The organism is Achromobacter sp. NPDC008082 (assembly GCF_042957345.1).
GTDB classification, from domain to species: Bacteria; Pseudomonadota; Gammaproteobacteria; order Burkholderiales; family Burkholderiaceae_B; genus Achromobacter; species Achromobacter kerstersii_A.
Genome location: NZ_JBIBIB010000004.1, coordinates 497006 through 517439 on the forward strand (window position 1 = coordinate 497006; position 20434 = coordinate 517439).

Genomic DNA, 20434 nt, shown 5'->3' on the forward strand with positions numbered 1-20434 from the left:
GTCCGGACCCGATAGAAGAGTGATGGCGCGCCCCACGTGGGCGCGCTTTTTCTTGTGCGGCAGGCCGGATTTCGGCGTTGCGCTTTGAAACGTCTAGGCAGCACCTTGTTGCAGGCTTCTTCCCTATCCTGAATGAGCGTCATCTAGAGGTGCCGCGCCAGAGCGGCTTGCCCCACCTGGCAAGTTCCGCGCGGCGGCTCGCTCGCAAACAAAATCAAGAAGGAGCCTTGCATGCGTACTTTTATCGCTAACCGCCGGTGGTCGACCGCGGTACTCGCCGGCGCGTTGAGCGCCTGCTTCATGACCGCCACTCAGGCTCAATCGCCGCAGCCTACGCTGCGCCTGGTGTCCGAAACGCCTTACTCGGCGCCCGCGCCGCAGATGAGCGAGCAGGAACTGCGCGACACCGCCATCGACGCCTACGTCTACGCGTACCCCATGGTGTTGATGGAACTGGCGCGCCGCAAGGCTACCGCCGTGCAAAGCCCGCTGGAGGGCCGCGCGCCGGTGAACCAGTTTGGCCACAAGGCCGCTTTCCCTGACCCGCGCGCGGCGGATACGCCGTGGCCCAGCGCCGATGCCCTGTATTCCAGCCTGTGGTTTGACGTCACGCGCGCGCCGCTGGTCGTGAACCTGCCCGACACGGGCAACCGCTACTTCGTGCTGTCGGCGCTGGACATGTGGAGCGATGTGTTCGCCTCGCGCGGCACCCGCACCAATGGCCCGGGCGCGCAATCCTTCGTCATCGTCGGCCCGAACTGGCAGGGCACCGTGCCTTCCGGCATGGACGTCATCCGCAGCCCGACCTCCACCGGCTGGCTGATCGGCTGGACGCAGACGGGCAGCCCGCAAGACTATGCCGCGGTCAATCAGATTCAGGCGGGCATGACGGCGTCTCCGCTGATCACGCAAACGGCCGCCACGCCGCCGCTGCGTGGCCGCGCCCCGGCCGATGCTTATCCGCAGACGGGTTCGGGCGTGGGCTCGGCGCCCATTGGCAGCGGCTTGCCGATGCCCACGCCGGTGAATCTGCCCGAGGGCACGCCGGCTGAACAAGCGGCCAGCATGGACGCGGCGTCGTTCTTCACGGTGTTCTTCGACGTGCTGCGCAACAACCCGCCGCACGCCAATGACACGCCGATTATCGACCGCATGCGCCGCATCGGCCTGGACAGCCGTCAACCGTTCTCGTATGGGCGCCTGAGCCCGGCCGTGCAGCAGGCGCTGGCCGACGCGCAGCCGCTGGCCGGCCGCCGCATTGCCGATGGCGTGTCGCGTCTGGGTACGCCGATCAATGGCTGGAACACGGTGTTGTCGGGTATTGGCACTTATGGCACCGACTATGTGCGCCGTGCGTCCATCGCGTATGCGGGGCTGGGCGCGCCAACGCCGGAAGATGTGCTCTACCCGGTCACCGTGTCGGATTCCAAGGGCCGCGCCCTGAATTCCAATGAAGACTACGTGCTGCATTTCGACAAGGGCCAGCTGCCGCCGGCAAACGCGTTCTGGTCGTTGCAGGTCTACAACGACAAGCACGGCTTTGCGGATAACCCCGCCAACCGCTATGCGCTGCGCAGCACCGACCAGCTGAAGTACAACTCGGATGGCTCGCTGGACATCTATATTCAGCGCCGCGACCCGGGCGAGAAGAAGCGTTCGAACTGGCTGAGCACGCCTGCGGCCGATGGCCCGTTCCTGTTGAGCATGCGCTTGTACTGGCCGCAAGACACGGCGCTGGACGGCCTGTGGGCGCCGCCGCCGGTCAAGGAAGATTGATGCTGCACGCCTGATAGCACCGCCAGGCAGAACAAAGCGGCCCCCTGCGCGGGGGCCGCTTTTTCGTCCCTATTTTTGGTACGATTCGCCCGTTGTTTGCACCTTACAAACCCCCGAAAGTTCATTTGCTTGGTGAAAAAGAATCAAGCTATACTCTGCGGGTTTGACGCTTGCGGGATAAGAACACGTGGCGGCTGGTAAGCGGTGAATGGGAACGGATTGCGCGCGAATGCAGCGAAAGCTGGTGCGAAAGCACAGCGCAGGCAAGCCGAACCGAGACACTAGCGCGCACTGAAGTACGGTGTCTTTGCTCTATGTAGGGCCAAAGCATCCGGTTTCAAGTGCGGGCACGCCGGTTCTGATGGGAGCAAGAAGTAAAGCGGGGATGTTTGATGCAGAACTCGATGCAAAATGTGCAGCAGGGTTTGTTGGACCAGGATGATGAGATCAAAGTTCTGGTTCTTAGCGATGCGGATCGCGCAGCGCTGAATGCTCAAGCAAGCCGCGGGCTCCTGTTGGCATTGGCGGCGCAAGGCGCCATGGGGCTCGCAGCAGCAGTAATTGCGGGGGTTGTCGGAGGGGCGGCGGCAGGTTGGTCGGCGCTGGCGGGGGCGGGAGCGTATTTCATACCCAATGCATTGTTTGCATTGCGCCTGGTTGTCAGCGTTCGGGCTGGTCGAGCCAATCCCTTTACCTTTCTCTCTGGTGAGTTGATCAAGTTGTTCGCAACGGCGTTGCTGTTGTGGCTGCTTTCGCGTGTGGCGCAGGACAGTCTGGTTTGGCCTGCTGCATTGATCGGTTTGATACTCACATTGAAGGGCTACCTCCTGCTCTTGATGTTCCGCAAGTTGTCTTAGCGCCGAGCAGTAAGTAGCGGCAAACGTGATCGTGGAATCGTCCGGCTCGCAAGGGCCGGGCATACAGCAAATAGGGTAGGATTCAAATGGCTGCTGCCAGCGACGTGTCGCCTCAGTCCGCGTATATTCAGCATCACTTGGTGCACCTGAACAATACCGGTGAGAAACAGAGCGCAATTGCTCAGTTCGACATCATCAATTACGACTCGTTGTTCTGGTCCGGCCTGATGGGCCTGATCGTCATTTTCTTCCTGTGGCGCGCAGCTCGCCGCGCCACCAGTGGCGTGCCGACCCGCTTCCAGGCATTCGTGGAAATGATCGTCGACATGGTCGACGACCAGGCCAAGGGCATCGTCCACAACGCCAAAAGCCGTCTTTTCATCGCCCCGCTGGCGCTGACCGTGTTCCTCTGGATCATCCTGATGAACGCGCTCGACTTGCTGCCGGTTGACCTGTTGCCCTCCATCTGGCGCCTGACCGGCCTGGGTGCCGAGCACGGCGATCCCCTGTACTACCACCGCATTCTGCCGACGGCCGACCTGAACGTGCCGATGGGCATGTCGCTGGGCGTGCTGCTGTTGATGTTCTATTACGGCATCAAGATCAAGCACCCGGGCGGCTTCGTCAAAGAACTGTTCACCGCGCCGTTCCATGCGCATGGCCTGGGCGCCGTTGTACTGGCCCCGTTCAACCTGCTGCTGAACCTGATCGAATACGCCGCCAAGTCCGTGTCGCTGGGCATGCGGTTGTTCGGCAACATGTTCGCCGGCGAACTGATTTTTATGCTGATCGCCCTCTTGGGCGGCGCCTGGACCGGCTTTAACGGCGCCAGCATCGGCTTGGGAATCGGCCACATCCTGGCCGGCTCCATCTGGGCGATCTTCCACATCCTGATCGTTCTTCTGCAGGCCTTCATCTTCATGATGCTGACGCTGGTGTACCTCGGCCAGGCACACGAAGGCCACTGATCCCCCGAATTTCTCGCGCTGGCCACCCGGCCAGCGTGGGATAGCAAGATTATCTTGCATTGAGCTGTACCCCTTATTTTTCAATTTTTGACTTCAGATTTCTAACCAAGGAGTTGTCATGACCAACGTCGCTTTCGTTGCCCTCGCTTGCGGTCTCATCATCGGTTTGGGTGCTATCGGCGCTTGCATCGGCATCGCACTGATGGGCGGCAAGTATCTGGAAGCTTCGGCTCGTCAGCCTGAGCTGATGAACGCTCTGCAAACGAAGATGTTCCTGCTGGCTGGCCTGATCGACGCGGCATTCCTGATCGGCGTGGGTATTGCCATGCTGTTCGCCTTCGCCAACCCGTTCGTCGGCTAAGGCAGCGCCCGCCGGCGAATAGGCGGGTCATGACGTTGGCGGCGATGTGGGCACAAGCCCCGTCGCCGGCCAGCAAAGTATCGAGTGCTCCGTGACGCCCCTTTCCGGGTGCGGTCGGAGCCGCAAGGTGTTAAAGGAACGACCGTGAATCTGAACGCGACGATCATTTTCCAGATGCTCGTGTTCTTCGTTCTGGGCTGGTTCACGATGAAATTCGTGTGGCCTCCTCTGACGAAGGCGATGGACGAGCGCCGCCAAAAAATCGCCGACGGCCTTGCCGCCGCCGAGAAGGGCAAAGCCGACTTGGCTCAAGCCCAGGCGCGCGTCAGTCTGATCGAGGCTTCTGCCAAGTCCGAAAACCACGCCCGCATCATCGAGGCCGAGAAGCAAGCCGCCTCCCTGATCGAGCAAGCCCGCCGTGAAGCGGAAGCTGAACGCGCCCGTATCGTGGCTCAGGCAGCTCAAGATGCCGCGCAGGAAGTCCAGCGCGCTCGTGACTCGCTGCGCGACGATGTTGCCGCGTTGGCTGTCAAGGGTGCTGAACAGATCCTCAAGCGCGAGGTTGACGCCCGCGCCCACGCCGAGCTGCTCAACCAGCTTCGCGCGCAGCTTTAATCCGGGACCGTCATGGCTGAACTTTCCACTGTTGCCCGGCCCTACGCTGAAGCGCTCTTCAGCGCAGCGCGCGACGACAAGGCCGGCTTGCCGGCTTGGGCCGACCTGGTCAGCGAAATGTCGCAGGTCGCCTCCAACCCCGACGTGCGCGAGGCCATGGCCGACCCGCGTCTGGGTGACAAGCAGCGCGTCGAGCTGTTTTCTGGCCTGATCAAGGCCGAACTGCCCCAGGCCGCCCGTAATTTCATCGAGCTGCTGGTCGAAAATGACCGGCTGCTGCTGCTGCCCGATATCGCCACGCAATTCGTGGTGCTGCGGAATCGTCACGAGGGCACGGCGCAGGCGGAAATCACCAGCGCGTTCGAACTGAGCGACGACCAGATCAAAGAACTGGTCACCGCTCTCGAACACAAATTCGGCCTCAAGCTCAAGCCCAGCGTCACCGTCGACCAGTCGTTGATCGGCGGCGTGCGCGTGGCTGTCGGTGACCAAGTGCTCGATACTTCCGTACAAGCCCAATTGGTCCGCATGCGCGATCAGCTCGCCGCTTAAGGCAACTAACAGGATTCCAGGAGTCAATATGCAACTCAATCCCTCCGAGATCAGCGAACTGCTCAAGAGCCGCATCGAGGGCCTGGGCGCTTCGGCTGATGTCCGTACTCAGGGCACCGTCGTGTCCGTGACCGACGGTATTACCCGCATCCACGGCTTGTCCGACGTGATGCAGGGCGAAATGCTCGAATTTCCCAACAACGTTTTCGGTCTGGCGCTCAACCTCGAGCGCGATTCCGTGGGCGCCGTTATTCTCGGTGACTACACCGGCATCTCCGAAGGCGACCAGGTCAAGACGACCGGCCGCATTCTGGAAGTTCCGGTTGGCCCCGAGCTGAAAGGCCGCGTGGTCAACACGCTGGGCGAGCCGATCGACGGCAAGGGCCCGGTCAATGCCAAAGAAACCGACATCATCGAAAAAGTGGCGCCTGGCGTTATCGCCCGCCGCTCGGTGTCGCAGCCGCTGCAAACCGGCGTCAAGGCTATTGACTCGATGGTGCCGATCGGCCGCGGTCAACGCGAACTGATCATTGGCGACCGCCAGACCGGCAAGACCGCTGTCGCTGTCGACACGATCATCAGCCAGAAGGGCAAGGGCGTCACCTGCGTGTACGTCGCTATCGGCCAGAAGGCTTCCACGATCAACAACGTGGTCCGCAAGCTGGAAGAGCACGGCGCGATGGAATACACCATCGTCGTGGCCGCTTCGGCTTCCGACTCCGCCGCCATGCAATACCTGGCCGCTTACGCCGGTTGCACGATGGGCGAATACTTCCGCGATCGTGGCGAAGACGCCCTGATCGTTTATGACGATCTGACCAAGCAAGCCTGGGCCTATCGCCAAGTGTCGCTGCTGCTGCGCCGTCCGCCGGGCCGCGAAGCCTACCCGGGCGACGTGTTCTACCTGCACTCGCGTCTGCTGGAACGTGCTGCCCGCGTGAACGAAGACTACGTCGAAAAGTTCACCAATGGCGCCGTCAAGGGCAAGACCGGTTCGTTGACCGCACTGCCGATCATCGAAACGCAAGCCGGTGACGTGTCCGCCTTCGTTCCGACCAACGTGATCTCGATCACCGACGGCCAGATCTTCCTGGAAACCGACCTGTTCAACGCCGGTGTCCGCCCCGCAATCAACGCCGGTATCTCGGTGTCGCGTGTGGGTGGCGCTGCTCAGACCAAGGTCGTGAAGAAGCTGTCGGGCGGTATCCGTACCGACTTGGCGCAGTACCGTGAATTGGCCGCCTTCGCGCAATTCGCTTCCGACCTGGACGACGCCACCCGTCGCCAGCTGGAACGCGGCAAGCGCGTGGTCGAACTGCTCAAGCAGCCGCAATACCAGCCGCTGCAAGTGTGGGAACTGGCCGTCACGCTGTACACGGTCAACAACGGCTACCTGGATGACGTGGACGTGGCCCAAGTGCTGTCGTTCGAGAAGTCGCTGAAGGATCAACTGAAGGCCAAGCATGCGGCCATGATCCAGCGCATCGAAGACACCAAGGAACTGTCCAAGGACGACGAAGCCGAATTGGCTACCGCCGTTCAGGAATTCAAGAAGCACGGTGCTTTTTAAGAAAGTGATGGGTTAGGCGTCTGCAACGCCTCACCCGTCCTTACCGGATGGTTGAGGCGTGAGCGGAACCCATCGGCCAGTCTTCACAGGAAAGCGCAATGCCCGGAATTAAGGAAATCCGAACCAAGATCAAGAGCGTGCAAAACACGCGCAAGATCACCAAGGCGATGGAAATGGTCGCCGCATCCAAAATGCGCAAGGCGCAGGAACGGATGCGTGCTGGTCGTCCGTACGCCACCAAGGTGCGCGAGATTGCTGCGCACCTGATGCAGGCCAACCCCGAGTACAGCCACCCGTACCTGGTCGAACGCGAAATCAAAGCGGTCGGCGTGGTCATGGTGACGACGGACAAGGGTTTGTGCGGCGGCTTGAACACCAACATCACTCGCGTGACGCTGGGCAAGCTGAAAGAGTTCGAGAAAAACGGCGTTGCCGTGCAAGCGACCGCTTTCGGCAACAAGGGCGTGGGTGTGCTGACCCGTATCGGCGCCAAACTGGTTTCCCAGGAAGTGCAACTGGGCGACAAGCCGCAACTGGACCGCCTCTTGGGCGCGATCAAGGTGCAGCTGGACGCCTACCTGGATGGCCGTATCGACGCGCTGTACGTGGCCTCGACCCGCTTCGTCAACACGATGAAGCAGGAGCCGTTGTTCTTGCGCCTGCTGCCGTTGGCCAGTGGTTTGGAAGATCCGTACCAAACGGGTGCCGAGAGCCTGGCCAAGACGTCGGAAGTGAAGTCGGACTACAGCTGGGATTACATCTACGAACCCGACGCCCGTAGCGTGATCGACGACCTGCTGCAGCGTTACGTTGAAGGCCTGCTGTATCAAGCCGTGGCCGAGAACATGGCTTCGGAGCAGTCGGCCCGGATGGTCGCCATGAAGGCGGCGTCGGACAACGCCAAGAAGGTCATCGGAGAGCTGCAACTGGTCTACAACAAGACCCGTCAGGCCGCGATCACCAAAGAAATTTCGGAAATCGTAGGGGGCGCTGCCGCCGTTTAAGGCAGGCAGCTCCCGTCTAAAGCTATCAAGCAAGGAATCGACATGAGCAACGGAACCATCGTTCAGTGCATCGGCGCCGTGGTGGATATTCAGTTCCCCCGCGATCACATGCCCAAAATCTATGAAGCGCTTACTCTGGCTGAGGACGAGTCTTCGTCGTTCGCCGAAAAGGGTCTGACGCTGGAAGTGCAGCAACAGTTGGGCGACGGCGTGGTGCGTACCATTGCGCTGGGCTCCAGCGACGGCCTGCGCCGCGGCATGAAGGTCACCGGCACGGGCGCCCCGATCTCGGTGCCGGTCGGCACCGGCACGCTGGGCCGCATCATGGACGTGCTGGGTCGTCCCATCGACGAAGCCGGCCCGATCCAACACGAAGAAAAGCGTGGCATTCACCAATCGGCTCCCCGTTTCGACGAACTGTCGCCGTCGGTGGAACTGCTGGAAACCGGCATCAAGGTTATTGACTTGGTCTGCCCGTTCGCAAAGGGCGGCAAGGTCGGCCTGTTCGGCGGCGCCGGCGTGGGCAAGACCGTGAACATGATGGAACTCATCAACAACATCGCCAAGCAGCACAGCGGTTTGTCGGTGTTTGCCGGCGTGGGTGAGCGTACCCGTGAAGGCAACGACTTCTACCACGAAATGGAAGAGTCGAACGTTCTGGACAAGGTCGCGATGGTGTTCGGTCAGATGAACGAACCCCCGGGCAACCGTCTGCGCGTGGCGCTGACCGGGCTGACGATGGCCGAGAAGTTCCGTGACGAAGGCCGTGACATCCTGTTCTTCGTGGACAACATCTACCGCTACACCCTGGCCGGTACCGAAGTGTCCGCACTGCTGGGCCGTATGCCGTCGGCCGTGGGCTACCAGCCCACGCTGGCTGAAGAAATGGGCAAGCTGCAAGAGCGCATCACGTCGACCAAGACGGGCTCGATCACGTCCATCCAGGCCGTGTACGTCCCTGCGGATGACTTGACCGATCCGTCGCCTGCCACGACCTTCCAGCATTTGGACTCCACCGTCGTGCTGTCGCGTGACATCGCTTCGCTGGGTATCTACCCGGCCGTGGACCCGCTGGATTCGTCCAGCCGCCAGCTCGACCCGCAAGTCGTTGGCGAAGAGCACTACTCGGTTGCTCGTGGCGTGCAGCAAACGCTGCAACGCTACAAGGAACTGCGCGACATTATCGCGATTCTGGGTATGGACGAACTGTCGCCGGAAGACAAGCAGGCCGTGGCCCGCGCGCGTAAGATCCAGCGCTTCCTGTCGCAGCCGTTCCACGTTGCTGAAGTGTTCACCGGCTCGCCGGGCAAGTACGTTCCGCTGGCTGAAACCATCCGTGGTTTCAAGATGATCGTGAACGGCGAGTGCGATTCCCTGCCGGAACAGGCCTTCTACATGGTCGGTTCGATCGACGAGGCCTTCGAGAAGGCCAAGAAACTGCAATAAGGAACCGATATGGCTACCCTGCATGTGGATGTCGTCAGCGCAGAGGAAGCGATCTTCTCCGGTGAGGCGAAGTTCGTGGTGCTGCCTGGCGAAGCGGGTGAACTGGGCATTCTGCCCGGCCACACCCCGCTGATTTCGCGCATACGCCCCGGGACGGTCAAGATCGTTCGTGCCGACCAAGGCGAGGAAAACATCTTCGTCGCCGGGGGCATTCTGGAAGTGCAGCCGGGCAGCGTGACGGTTTTGGCCGACACCGCTATCCGTGCTTCCGACCTGGACGAAGCCCGCGCCGTGGAAGCGCGCAAGAAGGCCGAAGAGGCCCTTGCGAACGCCAAGGACAAGGCTGACATCGCGGTTGTCGAAGCCGAACTCGCCATGCTGGCTGCGCAAGCCATCGCGGCGCGTAAGCTGCGCCAAGGCGGTCGCTCGCACTAAGCGGCAAAGCAGTACGCCGGGGTTCGCCCCGGTTTGGAAAAAGCGGCCATGGGCCGCTTTTTTCATGCGCGCGCATTTGCAGCACGCCCATGACGTTTTTATCTGCATCGCCCGGCGGGGCGACCGCAATGCGTTCGATACGAATAGCTGGCCCGGTTCCGCACCAGTAGCCTTCAACTTTGCCAATTGAGCCAAAGGGGAAAGCGTGCGAAAAGTCCTGGATTGCGGCGTGCTGCTGGCGCCCGGCCACGAAGATGACATGCGCGAGTGGGTGGCCCTGCATCGGGGTGAGCTGCCACGCATCCGGCTGCACGTGGTGCCGTTGGCCTGCGTGGCGGCGGCTGCGCCAGATACTCCCCCGGCTGCGGCAGACACCTCGCCAGACGTGCAGGCCTTGGCGCGGCTCGCGGTCTCGCTGCGGCGATACGACAGCTGCATCCTTCCCGTTGCGCCGTCTTCGGTAGCCTGGGCGCGCATGGCGCTGTCGCAAGCCGGGGCGTTGCTGACCACCCCCATTCTGCTGTTGATGAACGGCATGAAAGCGCCCGCCATCGAAGACCTGCTTGGCTTGGGCGCGGCGGACTTCATTGCGCAGCCCGCGTGTTTGGAAAGCATGCGTGTGCGTCTGGGGCGCCTGGGCCGGCCACTGCTCTGGCGGCAGGCGTTGCGGGCGGGCGTGCAAGAACCGTCGGCCGATTATCACGCCGCGGGCAGCGGCATTGCAGCCCTGAGGGACGCCGCAAGGCCGCGAGTCTCTGCGGATGTGTTGGAAGATGCCTTGGCGGGAGTGCGGGAGTGGGATGGCTATTCCAGACGCAGCCCGCGGCAAGCCCCCCGTCTCGATCACCGGCGAAATTTGCGTCTGGACCCACAATGGGGCCCGCCGCCAGACCCGTATGGCGATCTGCGGCGAGACCCCCGCCAACTCCCCGCCCAGGAATCGTTTCGTCTGGCCAAGGCGCGTGTGGTGGACGGGTTCGAGCGCGATTACATTTGCCGCGCGTTGTCCCGGCATGGCGGCAACGTGGCGCAGGCGGCCCGGGCTTGCGCCAAGCATCGGCGCGCATTCTGGGCGCTGATGCAAAAGCACGGCATCGAAGCCGCGCCGTACCGGCATGCCGCGCACGTGCGGCGGATCTTGGGATGAGTGCTGCGGCTCACATTGCTTGGTGAACATTGCGCGGTGAACCGCGACTTGCGCACCGGTCTTGAGGCGCGGCAAACCGTGCTTTCCGGCTTGCCGCGCCTTGTCAGCTAGGGGAAGTAAAATCACGGCTTCCGATCATCGAGGATAGTCGTGTCTGCTTCCAGCTTGAAGAACGATGTGTTCTTGCGCTCGCTCTTGCGCGAGCCCGTGCCCTACACCCCGATCTGGCTGATGCGCCAGGCGGGTCGCTACCTGCCCGAGTACCGCGCCACGCGCGCGCGCGCAGGTTCCTTCATGGGCCTGGCTCAAAATCCGGACTACGCCATGGAGGTCACATTGCAGCCGCTGGCGCGCTTTGACCTGGACGCCGCCATCCTGTTCTCGGACATCCTGACCGTGCCGCACGCGATGGGGCTGGGCCTGGACTTTGCGGAAGGCGAAGGCCCGCGGTTCGCGCACCCGGTGCGCACCGAAGAAGACGTGGCCCGTCTGGCCGTGCCTGACATGGACAAGCTGCGCTATGTGTTTGACGCCGTCAGCGTCATCCGGCGCGAGCTGGACGGCAAGGTGCCGCTGATCGGCTTTGCCGGCAGCCCGTTCACCATTGCGTGCTACATGGTCGAAGGCAAGGGCAGCGACGACTACCGCCTGATCAAGACGATGCTGTATTCGCGTCCTGACCTGCTGCATCGCATCCTGGAAATCAACGCCGAAGCCACCCTGCAATATCTGAACGCTCAGATCGCCGCGGGCGCGCAGGCCGTCATGCTGTTCGACAGTTGGGGCGGCGTGCTGGCGGATGGCCTGTTCCAGCAATTCTCGCTGGCCTACACGAAGAAGGTCGTGGCCGGCCTTACCCGCGAACACGAAGGCCGCCGCGTGCCGGTCATCGTATTCACCAAGGGCGGCGGCCAATGGCTTGAGCAGATCGCCGCTTGCGGTTGCGACGCCGTGGGCCTGGACTGGACCGTTGACCTGGCGGCTGCGCGCCGCCGCACGGGCGACTCCGTGGCCTTCCAGGGCAACCTGGACCCCATGGCGCTGTTTGGCGGCGGCCCAGCTATTCGCACGGAAGCCCGCCGCGTGCTGGATGCCTTCGGCCCGGTGGGCAAGGGCGGCCACGTGTTCAACCTGGGACACGGCATTTCGCGTTTCACGCCGCCAGAAGCGGTAGCCGAATTGGTCGACGAAGTCCACCAACACAGCCGCTCGCTGCGGGGGTAAGTGAGTGGACGCTTCGGTCCGAAGGGCCGAAGTTTGAGGGCCCCGGCGAGCACTTGTGCACAGCAAGATTTCGCTCGGGGAAAACCCTTTATAACCTGGTTTACAATCTTGGAAGCCGCTTTAAGCTGTTGTTTTTAAAGCTAAAAGTTGAGTTTTCCACCGGATTGCATCGTGCTGCGCAATCTAGGCTTATTCCAAAATTTGATGTTGCTCCAGCCTTTTCCCCAAAGTTATCCACAGGCGGGGCTGGAGCAAGCTGCGTCCGCCGGGCGACAATTGCCCGGCCGCGCCATTCTCCCGTCCTTTTCCGTCTTGCAGGCCACGCCCGCCCCATGATCCTTCCGAGCATCCATGTCTGAATTGCCGTCTATGCCGACTCCCGCCGCTGTTTGCTGGGTGCGCGTGGCGCTGGACGTGCCGTTGCCCGGCCCCTTCGACTACCGCAGCGATGCGCCGGTCCCGGTGGGCTTGCGGGTCATCGTCCCGTTCGGGCGGCGCAAGATGGTCGGGGTGGTGGTGGAGAACCCGGCCGAACCGTCGTTCGACCCGAAACAGATCCGGCCCATCGAGCAGGTGCTGGACGACTTGCCGCCCTTTGACGAAGACTGGCTGCGACTGGCGCGCTTTGCGGCCGAGTACTACCAGCGGCCCCTGGGCGAAGTGATGTTGCCGACGCTGCCGCCGCCGTTGCGCAAGCCGACGGCGTATCAGGGCAAGCGGTCGGCAGGCGGCCCGGTGGCGCGCCTGGACAACCGCAAGCGCAAGGCGGCACGCGCGCCCGCCAAAGCCGATCAGCCGCCGGAATTGAACGACGCGCAACGCACGGCCGTGGATACCATCGGCGCGCTGACGGGGTTCAAACCCGTGTTGCTGCATGGCGTGACGGGCAGCGGCAAGACCGAGGTCTATCTGCGGGCGGCCGAAAAAGTGCTGGCCCAAGGGCGGCAGGTGCTGCTGATGGTGCCGGAAATCAATTTGACCCCACAGCTGGAAGGCGCGTTGCGGGCGCGTCTGGAAGCGTTGGTGGGGCCGGATGGACTAGCCGTCATGCATAGCGGGCTGTCGGACGGCGAACGCCTGCAAGCCTGGGCCCGCGCCCAGCGCGGCGACGCCCGCATGCTGCTGGGCACGCGCATGTCGATCTTCGCGCCGCTTGGCAAGCTGGGCTTGATCGTGGTGGACGAAGAGCACGACGCGTCTTACAAGCAGCAAGACGGATTGCGCTATTCGGCGCGCGACCTGGCTGTGTGGCGCGCACATGATCTGAACATACCCGTGGTGCTGGGTTCGGCTACGCCGTCTTTGGAAACCTGGCAGCACGCGGAACGCGGCCGGTACCTGCGCCTGACGCTGCCGGGCCGTGCCCGGTCCAGCACGCTGCCGTCCATGCGGCTGGTGGACACGCGCCGGCTACAGATGAAGCACGGGATGTCGCCGCAACTGCTGGAAGCCATCGGGCTGCGCCTGGAGCGCAAAGAGCAGTCGCTGATCTTTCTGAACCGGCGCGGCTATTCGCCCGTGCTGCATTGCCAGTCGTGCGCGTGGGTCAGCAATTGCCCGCGCTGCACCGCGTTTACCGTGTTGCACCGCACGGACGGCCGCGGCCATCGCCTGCAATGCCACCACTGTGGTTACCAGGCGCCGGTGCCGCGCGCCTGCCCCGAATGCGGTGACCAGGATCTGGCCCCGATGGGCCGTGGCACGCAGCGCATCGAAGAGCATCTGGCCGAGCTGTTCCCCGAAGCGCGCATTCTGCGTATCGACGCCGACAGCACGCGCAAGAAGGGCAGCGCCGAGGCGCTCTTCGCGTCGGTGCATGCGGGCGATGTGGATATCCTGGTTGGCACGCAAATGGTGGCCAAGGGCCATGACTTCGCGCGGCTGGGCTTGGTGGGCGTGTTGAATTCCGATTCGATGCTGTTCGCACACGACTTCCGTGCGCCCGAACGCCTGTTCGCGCAGCTGATGCAAGTGGCGGGCCGTGCCGGCCGCCATCAAGGCAACGGCGAGGTGCTGATCCAGACGGGCTACCCCGAGCAGCCCGTCTACCAGGCGCTGCTGCGTCACGACTACGCGGGCTTTGCACGCCATGCGCTGCATGAACGCGAAAGCACGGGCCTGCCCCCCTTTGTGTATCAGGCGCTGCTGACGGCCGAAGCGCGCGAGCTGAAGGTGGCGCAGGCATTCCTGGAGCGCGCCCGCGTGTTGCCAGAGGGCGAATGGTCGGCGGACTTTCCGGGCCTGGACGCCATCATGCTGTATGACCCCGTGCCGCTACGCGTGGTGCGCGTGGCGAACATCGAGCGCGCGCAGTTGCTGGTGGAAAGCAGCAGCCGGCCGGCCTTGCAGGCCTTCCTGGCGTCGTGGTCGCACCACCTGCCGTACATCGCCAACGAGGCGCGCGTGCGTTGGCAACTGGAGGTCGATCCGCTGGAGATCTGACGCCTCGGTCTGTACCGATGCGTGCTCCAACTGATTGATCTATGATCTTTATCCTCTATCGCGCGGGCGTGGCCGCCGCCGCATGACGACCCCGCTCACGCGGGCGTCAGCGCAAGCTGGCGGCCCGCCTCGCATCACCCTTCCACTCAAAAATGTCCGCTAGCGAAACCATTGCGCAAGGTATGAACCCCGCCCAGAAAGAGGCGGTGTTGTACCTTGACGGCCCCTGTCTGGTGCTGGCTGGCGCGGGCAGCGGCAAGACGCGCGTCATCACGCAGAAGATCGCCTATCTGCTGCGCGAATGCGGCTACATGGGCCGCAACGTGGTGGCGCTGACCTTCACCAACAAGGCCGCGCGCGAGATGGACGAACGCGTGAAGACGCTGGTCGACCGCAAGCTGTCCAAGGGCCTGATCATCAGCACGTTCCACTCGCTGGGCGTAAAGATGCTGCGTGAAGAAGCGCGCAACGCAGGGCTTAAGCCCACGTTTTCCATCCTGGATGCCGATGACGCCATGTCCATCATCCAGGAACTGCTGGCCACCACCGACAAGGCGCGCCTGCGCCACGTGCAGGGCATTATCTCGTTGTGGAAAAACGCGTTGCTGGAACCGGACGACGCCGCGCGCGAAGCCGTGACGCCCGGCGATGTCGAAGCCGCCAATGTCTACCGCAGCTATGCCGCCACGCTGGCGGCGTATCAGGCGGTGGATTTCGATGACCTGATCCGCATTCCCGCCTTGCTGCTGGCCAGCAACGAAGAAGTGCGCACGCGCTGGCAGAACCGCGTGCGTTACCTGCTGGTAGATGAATATCAAGACACCAACGTGTGCCAATACCGGCTGGTGCAATTGCTGACGGGTTCACGCGCCATGTTCACGGCGGTGGGCGACGACGACCAGGCCATTTATGCCTGGCGCGGCGCCACGATTGAAAACCTGGCGAAACTCACCACCGATTACCCCAACATCAAGCTCATCAAGCTTGAGCAGAATTACCGTTCGGTGCAACGCATTCTGGCGGCCGCTAACCAGGTCATTGAAAAGAATCCCAAGCTGTTCGAAAAGAAGCTGTGGTCCGAGCTGGGCGTGGGCGAACCGATTCTGGTGTCGGCCATGGACGGCGAAGAGCAGGAAGCGGAATCCATCGCCATGAAGGTCTCGGCCGCGCGTTTCGAGCGTCAGGCGCAGTGGAAAGATTTCGCCATTCTGTATCGCAGTAATCATCAGTCGCGCATTCTGGAGCAGGCGCTGCGCAACCTGAAGATTCCGTACACGATCTCGGGCGGGCAGAGCTTTTTCGACAAGGCCGAAGTGCGCGATGTGCTGGCGTACCTGCGGCTCTTGGCCAACGACGACGACGACCCCGCCTTCATCCGTGCGGCCACCACGCCCAAGCGCGGCATCGGTCAGGCAACCTTGCAGGTGCTGGGCCAATACGCGGCCACGCGCGAGCAGTCCTTGTTGTCGGCCGTGGCCGAAACCGGTATTGAAAGCCTGCTGGCCCCGCGCCAGCTGGAACCGCTACGCACGTTCGCGGAATTCATCCGGCGCATGCAGTGGCGCGCCGGCCGTGGCGCGGCATCGGGCAAGGACGCCGCGCCGGCGGAACCGGCGGGTGTCATCCTGGACGACTTGCTTGAAGCCATCCAGTACGAGCGCCATCTGTTCGAGCTGTTCGAAGAACGCCCCGCGCAGACGCGCTGGCAGAACGTGCTGGAGCTCACCGGCTGGCTCAAGCGCAAGGCCGAAGAAGACAACATGTCGCTCTTCGATCTGGTCCAGCACGTGGCGCTGGTGACGATGCTGGAACGCGGCGAAGAAGACGAGCCCGACGCCGTCAAGATGTCGACCTTGCATGCGTCCAAAGGGCTGGAGTATCCGCACGTGTATTTGGCCGGCGTCGAAGAGGGGCTGCTGCCCCACCTGGGCAAAGACGACGAAGTGGGCGACCCGGCGCGCGCGGCCGAGAATCTGGCGTCGCGCATTCAGGAAGAGCGCCGGCTGATGTACGTGGGCATCACCCGCGCGCAGCGCAGCCTGAACCTGAGCTGGTGCAAACGCCGCCGCCGTGCGCGCGAAGACCTGGTGCGCGAACCGTCGCGCTTCATCGAAGAAATGGGCCTGGGCGACGTGCGCATCCAGGAAGACGAGGCCACAGCCGCCATGAATCCCAAAGAACGCATGGCCATGCTGAAGGCCTTGTTGAAGAAGTAGCCCCGCGTCATGAAAGACGACGTCCGCTACCGCCCCGTGCCCGGCACCCCTGGTCTGGTGTTGGGCCAGGCCCGGCTTAGCGAATTCCAATTCGACCGCCACTATCACGAGGACTATCACATCGGCCTGGTGACTCAGGGCGTGCAACGGCAGCACGTGCGCGGTAAGAGCATCTTGTTGGGGCCAGGCAGCCTTGCCTTGATGCCGCCCGGTGAAATCCACGACGGCGCAGGCGTCAGCGACTATGGCGCGGCCTATACCTTGAAGACCTTTCGCTTGTCGCCAGCACTGATGCGAGGCTTCATCGAAGATGTGTCGGGGGCGGCCGCTGATGAGCGCTTTCTTGGCACGCTGATCGAAGACGCCGCGCTGGCGTACCGCTTCATGGCTTTGCACAGCGCATGGATGTCAGGCGCGCAGGACGAACCCTTGGCGCAGCAGTCGCAATCGCTGGCGCTGATGGGGGCCTTGTTCGCGCGCACCGGCGAAGTCCGGCCACAAGAGGTCAAGGGCGGCTTGGCGCCCGTGCATCGGCGCGCGGTGCGCGACTATTGCCACGCGCATCTGTGCGAGAAGATCGGCTTGGACGACCTGGCGTCGCTGTGCGGCTTGAGCCGCTTTCAGTTTCTTCGGCGCTTCACGCAGGCCGTAGGCCTGACGCCGCACGCATGGCTGGTGCGGCTGCGGCTGGAGCACGCCTGCGCGGCGCTGGCCACCGCGCGCGTGTCGGTGGCCCAGGTGGCGGCGGACGTGGGCTTTTATGACCAGAGCCATTTCAACCGCGCCTTTCGAATGGCCTATGGCGCACCGCCGTCGGCGTATCAGCCTTCCGCACCTTCGCCTGCGGTGTAGCGAGCGGCGCAGCGCACTGCACCGCAGCGCGCAGTTTGGCCGCGTAGTGGCTCAGGCCACCTGCGCGCGCAACGCCGACAGGAAGTAATCCACCTCTTGTTCCTGCGTGGCGAACGACGTGACCAGACGCACCACGCCCGGGCCCCAACGGTCGTGATAGAAACGGAAGCCTTGTTCCAGCAGGCCCTCGATAGCGCGGGCGGGCAATTGGCAGAACAGGATGTTGGCATCGGCCGGGCCTTGCAGCGTGACGCCCGGCAGCCCTTGCATGCCCGCGGCAAGCCGCGTGGCCATGGCGTTGGCCTGTCGCGCATTCTTCAGCCACAAATCGTCGTTCAGATACGCTTCCATCTGCGCGGACAGCAGACGCATCTTCGAGAACAGATGGCCGCCGCGCTTGCGGCGAAACGCCAGTTCGCGTGCGCGCGCCGGGTTGAACAGCACGATGGCCTCGGCGCCCAGCACGCCATTTTTCGTTGCGCCAAACGACAACGCTTCCACGCCCGCCTTCCACGTCATCTCGGCCGGCGTGCAGCCCAGGCTGACCAGCGCATTGGCAAAGCGCGCGCCGTCCATATGCAGCGGCAGGCCCGCGTCGCGGCAGATGCCGCCAATGGCCTGGATCTCGTCCAGCGTATAGACGCTGCCGGTTTCGGTCGCCTGAGTAATGCTGACGCACGACGGTTGCACGGAATGCACGTCGCCCACTTTGCGGCGGGCTTCCGCCGCCAACTGCACCGGGTCGATCTTCGCGGCCTCGCCGCCCAGCAGCATCAGCCGCGCGCCATTGGTAAAGAATTCCGGCGCGCCGCATTCATCGTTGGCGATATGGCTTTGCGTGTGGCACAGCACCGCGCCCCACGGCGGCGTCATGGCGGCCAGGCTGAGCGAGTTGGCGGCGGTGCCGGTGGGCACCAGCAGCACCTCGACGTCATGTTCGAAGATCTCGGCCAGCTTGCGTTGCACGCGCAGCGAGCCGTCATCGGCGCCGTAGGCCGGAGCCTGACCGGCATTGGCGCGCAGCAATGCCTCCATGACTTCAGGGCTTGCGCCCGCGATGTTGTCGCTGGAAAAGCCCTGTTGCAGGGCGGGGACGGATGAGGGCGTGTTCAAGTTGCGGTTCCACAGTGATCGGGAAAGGGGACACTATGCCGGGGCCTGGTCACGCAAGCTTGTAGAAAATTGCAGGTGGCTCCTACACTGGGCAGTCTGTCCTGAAGGAGCGCATCATGTGTCGTTGGCTGGCTTACACCGGTAGTCCCTTGCAGATGGAGAGTGTGCTGTTCAAGGCCAAGCACTCGCTGATCGACCAGAGCCTGCATTCTCGGCTGGGCGCCACCACAACGAATGGGGACGGCTTCGGGCTGGGCTGGTATGGGCGGCCGCAGGCGGATGTGCCGCCGGATGCGCCCTTTCGCTACCGCAGCGTGCACCCCGCATGGAACGATCGCAATCTGCGCGAAGCCGCGCGGGCGATTCACGCATCCTTGTTTGTGGCGCACATCCGCGCGGCCACCGACACGCCCGCGCAAGAAACCAACTGCCATCCGTTCCGGCATGGCCAGTGGCTGTTCGTGCATAACGGCCTGATCCGCGACTATCCGCTGCTGCGCCGTGACCTGATGCTGATGATTGCGCCGGCGTACTTCGGGTCGCTGGAGGGGTCCACCGATTCTGAAGTGATGTTCCTGCTGGCGCTGACCTTTGGCCTGGAGGAAGACCCCATCCCTGCGCTGGCCCGCATGGTTGGCGCGGTGGAAGAGACGGGCCGCAGACACGGCGTGGCGCATCCCATCAACATGACCGTGTGCGCGCTGGACGGCGAGCGGCTGATTGCGGTGCGCTATTCCAGCGAAGGCGATTCGCGCACGCTGTTTCACAACACCTGCGTGCGGCATCTGCGCGAGCTCTATCCCGATAATGCACAACTCGCGACGCTGGACGACAACGCTTTCCTGCTGCTGTCTGAACCGCTGAGCGAGATGCCCGGTGTATGGGAAGAAGTGCCAGAGGCCACCGCGATCATCGCGGGCAAGGGCGATGTGACGCACTATCCGTTCACGCCGATTCCGCCGGGTGAATGACGCATTTGCCCGCGCGTTTGTTGACGCATTTGCCCGTTGGGCAAGGTAATTGGGTCAAAAACGGCCGAAAGCGAGCGATATATTGGGGTCATCAAGCACGCCTCGCCCATATAGGGGAGAATGCGTGTCGCATGACTTTGCGACGTCCTGGGCCGCGAAAGCACCCCAACTCAATAAGGAAGTTGCATGACTGATAGCAAAACCCCGCAGGTCTCAGACGCATTGGCGGTGTTTACGCACACGGGGAGCGCCCCGGTTCGCTTTGAATTGCATGACAAAGGTGTGGTTCGCCAGCAAGGCGACGCACGTCAATACACCGCGTTCGCGGATGTTCTGGATCTTTGCCTGTTCGCCTCCGGGCCGAACGCCACGGCAGGTCCCATCAACCAATTTGCCTACCGCACGCACGCGGCGCAGGACTGGACCATTGTGTCTGGCGACGTCAGCGAGTTTGCCCAGTTCCTGGATGCGTTCCGCTCGCGCTACGTCGCGCAACGCCTGCCGGTGCTGGAAGCTGCAATCGCGGAAGGCGAGCGCGTGACGTTCCGTTATATCGAGGCCGGTGAGTTTCCCAGCCTGCAAACGCAGGAATTGGCCCTGTCGGCCGAAGGCCTGCACATGGATGGCATGACCTGGTCCTTCGAGTCGCTGCAACGCATTGACCTGAACGATTGGACCGAGACGATCACGCTGCAAGACGACAACGGCAAGACCGTGTTTTCGTGCCTGGGCACGCGGATTCTCAGCTCCGATCTGCTGGTGAACCTGGTGTATGACCAGTTGGGACAGACGGCGGAATACGCCTGAGCGGTACCTCCCCACAAGCGGCGTAACGGGCGCGCTTGATGTTCGGGAAATAAGAAAGGGCCGCTGAACGTCGCGGCC

General features: G+C 63.0%; 18 protein-coding genes. 17 read left to right on the top strand and 1 reads right to left on the bottom strand.

All coding sequences use genetic code 11. From position 1 onward, the window contains the following. The first annotated feature begins 231 nt into the window (after positions 1-231). The 15 genes from ACFZAI_RS18350 to ACFZAI_RS18420 all read left to right on the top strand — a co-directional run bounded on the left by ACFZAI_RS18350 (position 232) and on the right by ACFZAI_RS18420 (position 17465). Positions 232-1776 (top strand): DUF1254 domain-containing protein, encoded by a 1545-nt coding sequence (locus tag ACFZAI_RS18350; RefSeq protein WP_391568308.1) that lies wholly within the window; start codon positions 232-234, stop codon positions 1774-1776. Positions 1777-2168: 392 nt separating this feature from the next. Then, entirely contained in the window at positions 2169-2633 is a 465-nt protein-coding gene (locus ACFZAI_RS18355) for an ATP synthase subunit I (protein WP_391568309.1), read from the top strand. An 86-nt stretch (positions 2634-2719) separates the two neighbouring features. Beyond that, complete coding sequence (atpB, locus tag ACFZAI_RS18360; RefSeq protein ID WP_006227276.1) at positions 2720-3601, top strand: F0F1 ATP synthase subunit A; 882 nt, start codon at positions 2720-2722, stop codon at positions 3599-3601. A gap of 118 nt (positions 3602-3719) precedes the next feature. Then, the gene (gene atpE, locus ACFZAI_RS18365; RefSeq protein ID WP_003815363.1) at positions 3720-3962 is read left to right on the top strand and encodes a F0F1 ATP synthase subunit C; all 243 of its coding nucleotides are present in this window, start codon (positions 3720-3722) and stop codon (positions 3960-3962) included. Positions 3963-4106: 144 nt separating this feature from the next. After that, a complete protein-coding gene (locus ACFZAI_RS18370; protein ID WP_006227275.1) occupies positions 4107-4577 on the top strand; it encodes a F0F1 ATP synthase subunit B in 471 nt (156 codons plus the stop codon). Positions 4578-4589: 12 nt separating this feature from the next. Then, a complete protein-coding gene (locus ACFZAI_RS18375) occupies positions 4590-5129 on the top strand; it encodes a F0F1 ATP synthase subunit delta (protein WP_391568310.1) in 540 nt (179 codons plus the stop codon). Positions 5130-5157: 28 nt separating this feature from the next. Beyond that, positions 5158-6699: a F0F1 ATP synthase subunit alpha gene (gene atpA / locus ACFZAI_RS18380; protein WP_006217061.1), complete on the top strand. Its 1542-nt coding sequence runs from the start codon at positions 5158-5160 to the stop codon at positions 6697-6699. A 98-nt stretch (positions 6700-6797) separates the two neighbouring features. Beyond that, positions 6798-7703, top strand: coding sequence for a F0F1 ATP synthase subunit gamma (gene atpG / locus ACFZAI_RS18385; RefSeq protein WP_391568311.1), 906 nt, complete (start codon positions 6798-6800; stop codon positions 7701-7703). Positions 7704-7745: 42 nt separating this feature from the next. Beyond that, positions 7746-9149, top strand: a complete 1404-nt coding sequence (atpD, locus tag ACFZAI_RS18390; protein WP_391568312.1) for a F0F1 ATP synthase subunit beta — start codon at positions 7746-7748, stop codon at positions 9147-9149. Positions 9150-9158: 9 nt separating this feature from the next. After that, positions 9159-9584, top strand: coding sequence for a F0F1 ATP synthase subunit epsilon (locus ACFZAI_RS18395; RefSeq protein WP_006217064.1), 426 nt, complete (start codon positions 9159-9161; stop codon positions 9582-9584). A gap of 205 nt (positions 9585-9789) precedes the next feature. Then, positions 9790-10731: a hypothetical protein gene (locus ACFZAI_RS18400; protein WP_391568313.1), complete on the top strand. Its 942-nt coding sequence runs from the start codon at positions 9790-9792 to the stop codon at positions 10729-10731. 150 nt (positions 10732-10881) lie between these two features. Further along, entirely contained in the window at positions 10882-11955 is a 1074-nt protein-coding gene (gene hemE, locus ACFZAI_RS18405; protein WP_054421225.1) for a uroporphyrinogen decarboxylase, read from the top strand. Between the two features lie 369 nt (positions 11956-12324). After that, positions 12325-14397, top strand: coding sequence for a primosomal protein N' (locus tag ACFZAI_RS18410; protein ID WP_391568314.1), 2073 nt, complete (start codon positions 12325-12327; stop codon positions 14395-14397). Between the two features lie 152 nt (positions 14398-14549). Further along, positions 14550-16613 carry a UvrD-helicase domain-containing protein gene (locus ACFZAI_RS18415; protein WP_391568315.1) on the top strand — a complete coding sequence of 688 codons (2064 nt, stop codon included), beginning with the start codon at positions 14550-14552 and terminating at the stop codon, positions 16611-16613. Between the two features lie 9 nt (positions 16614-16622). After that, a complete protein-coding gene (locus ACFZAI_RS18420; protein ID WP_391568316.1) occupies positions 16623-17465 on the top strand; it encodes a helix-turn-helix domain-containing protein in 843 nt (280 codons plus the stop codon). Between the two features lie 51 nt (positions 17466-17516). Here the strand turns inward: ACFZAI_RS18420 and ACFZAI_RS18425 are convergent, their stop codons facing one another. After that, positions 17517-18578: a threonine aldolase family protein gene (locus ACFZAI_RS18425; RefSeq protein ID WP_391568317.1), complete on the bottom strand. Its 1062-nt coding sequence runs from the start codon at positions 18576-18578 to the stop codon at positions 17517-17519. Positions 18579-18694: 116 nt separating this feature from the next. Here ACFZAI_RS18425 and ACFZAI_RS18430 point away from each other — a divergent pair, with 116 nt between their 5' ends. Together ACFZAI_RS18430 and ACFZAI_RS18435 are read left to right on the top strand one after the other, a co-directional pair. Beyond that, a complete protein-coding gene (locus tag ACFZAI_RS18430) occupies positions 18695-19549 on the top strand; it encodes a class II glutamine amidotransferase (protein WP_391568318.1) in 855 nt (284 codons plus the stop codon). A gap of 186 nt (positions 19550-19735) precedes the next feature. Further along, positions 19736-20356: a hypothetical protein gene (locus ACFZAI_RS18435; protein ID WP_391568319.1), complete on the top strand. Its 621-nt coding sequence runs from the start codon at positions 19736-19738 to the stop codon at positions 20354-20356. Positions 20357-20434: the final 78 nt, after the last annotated feature.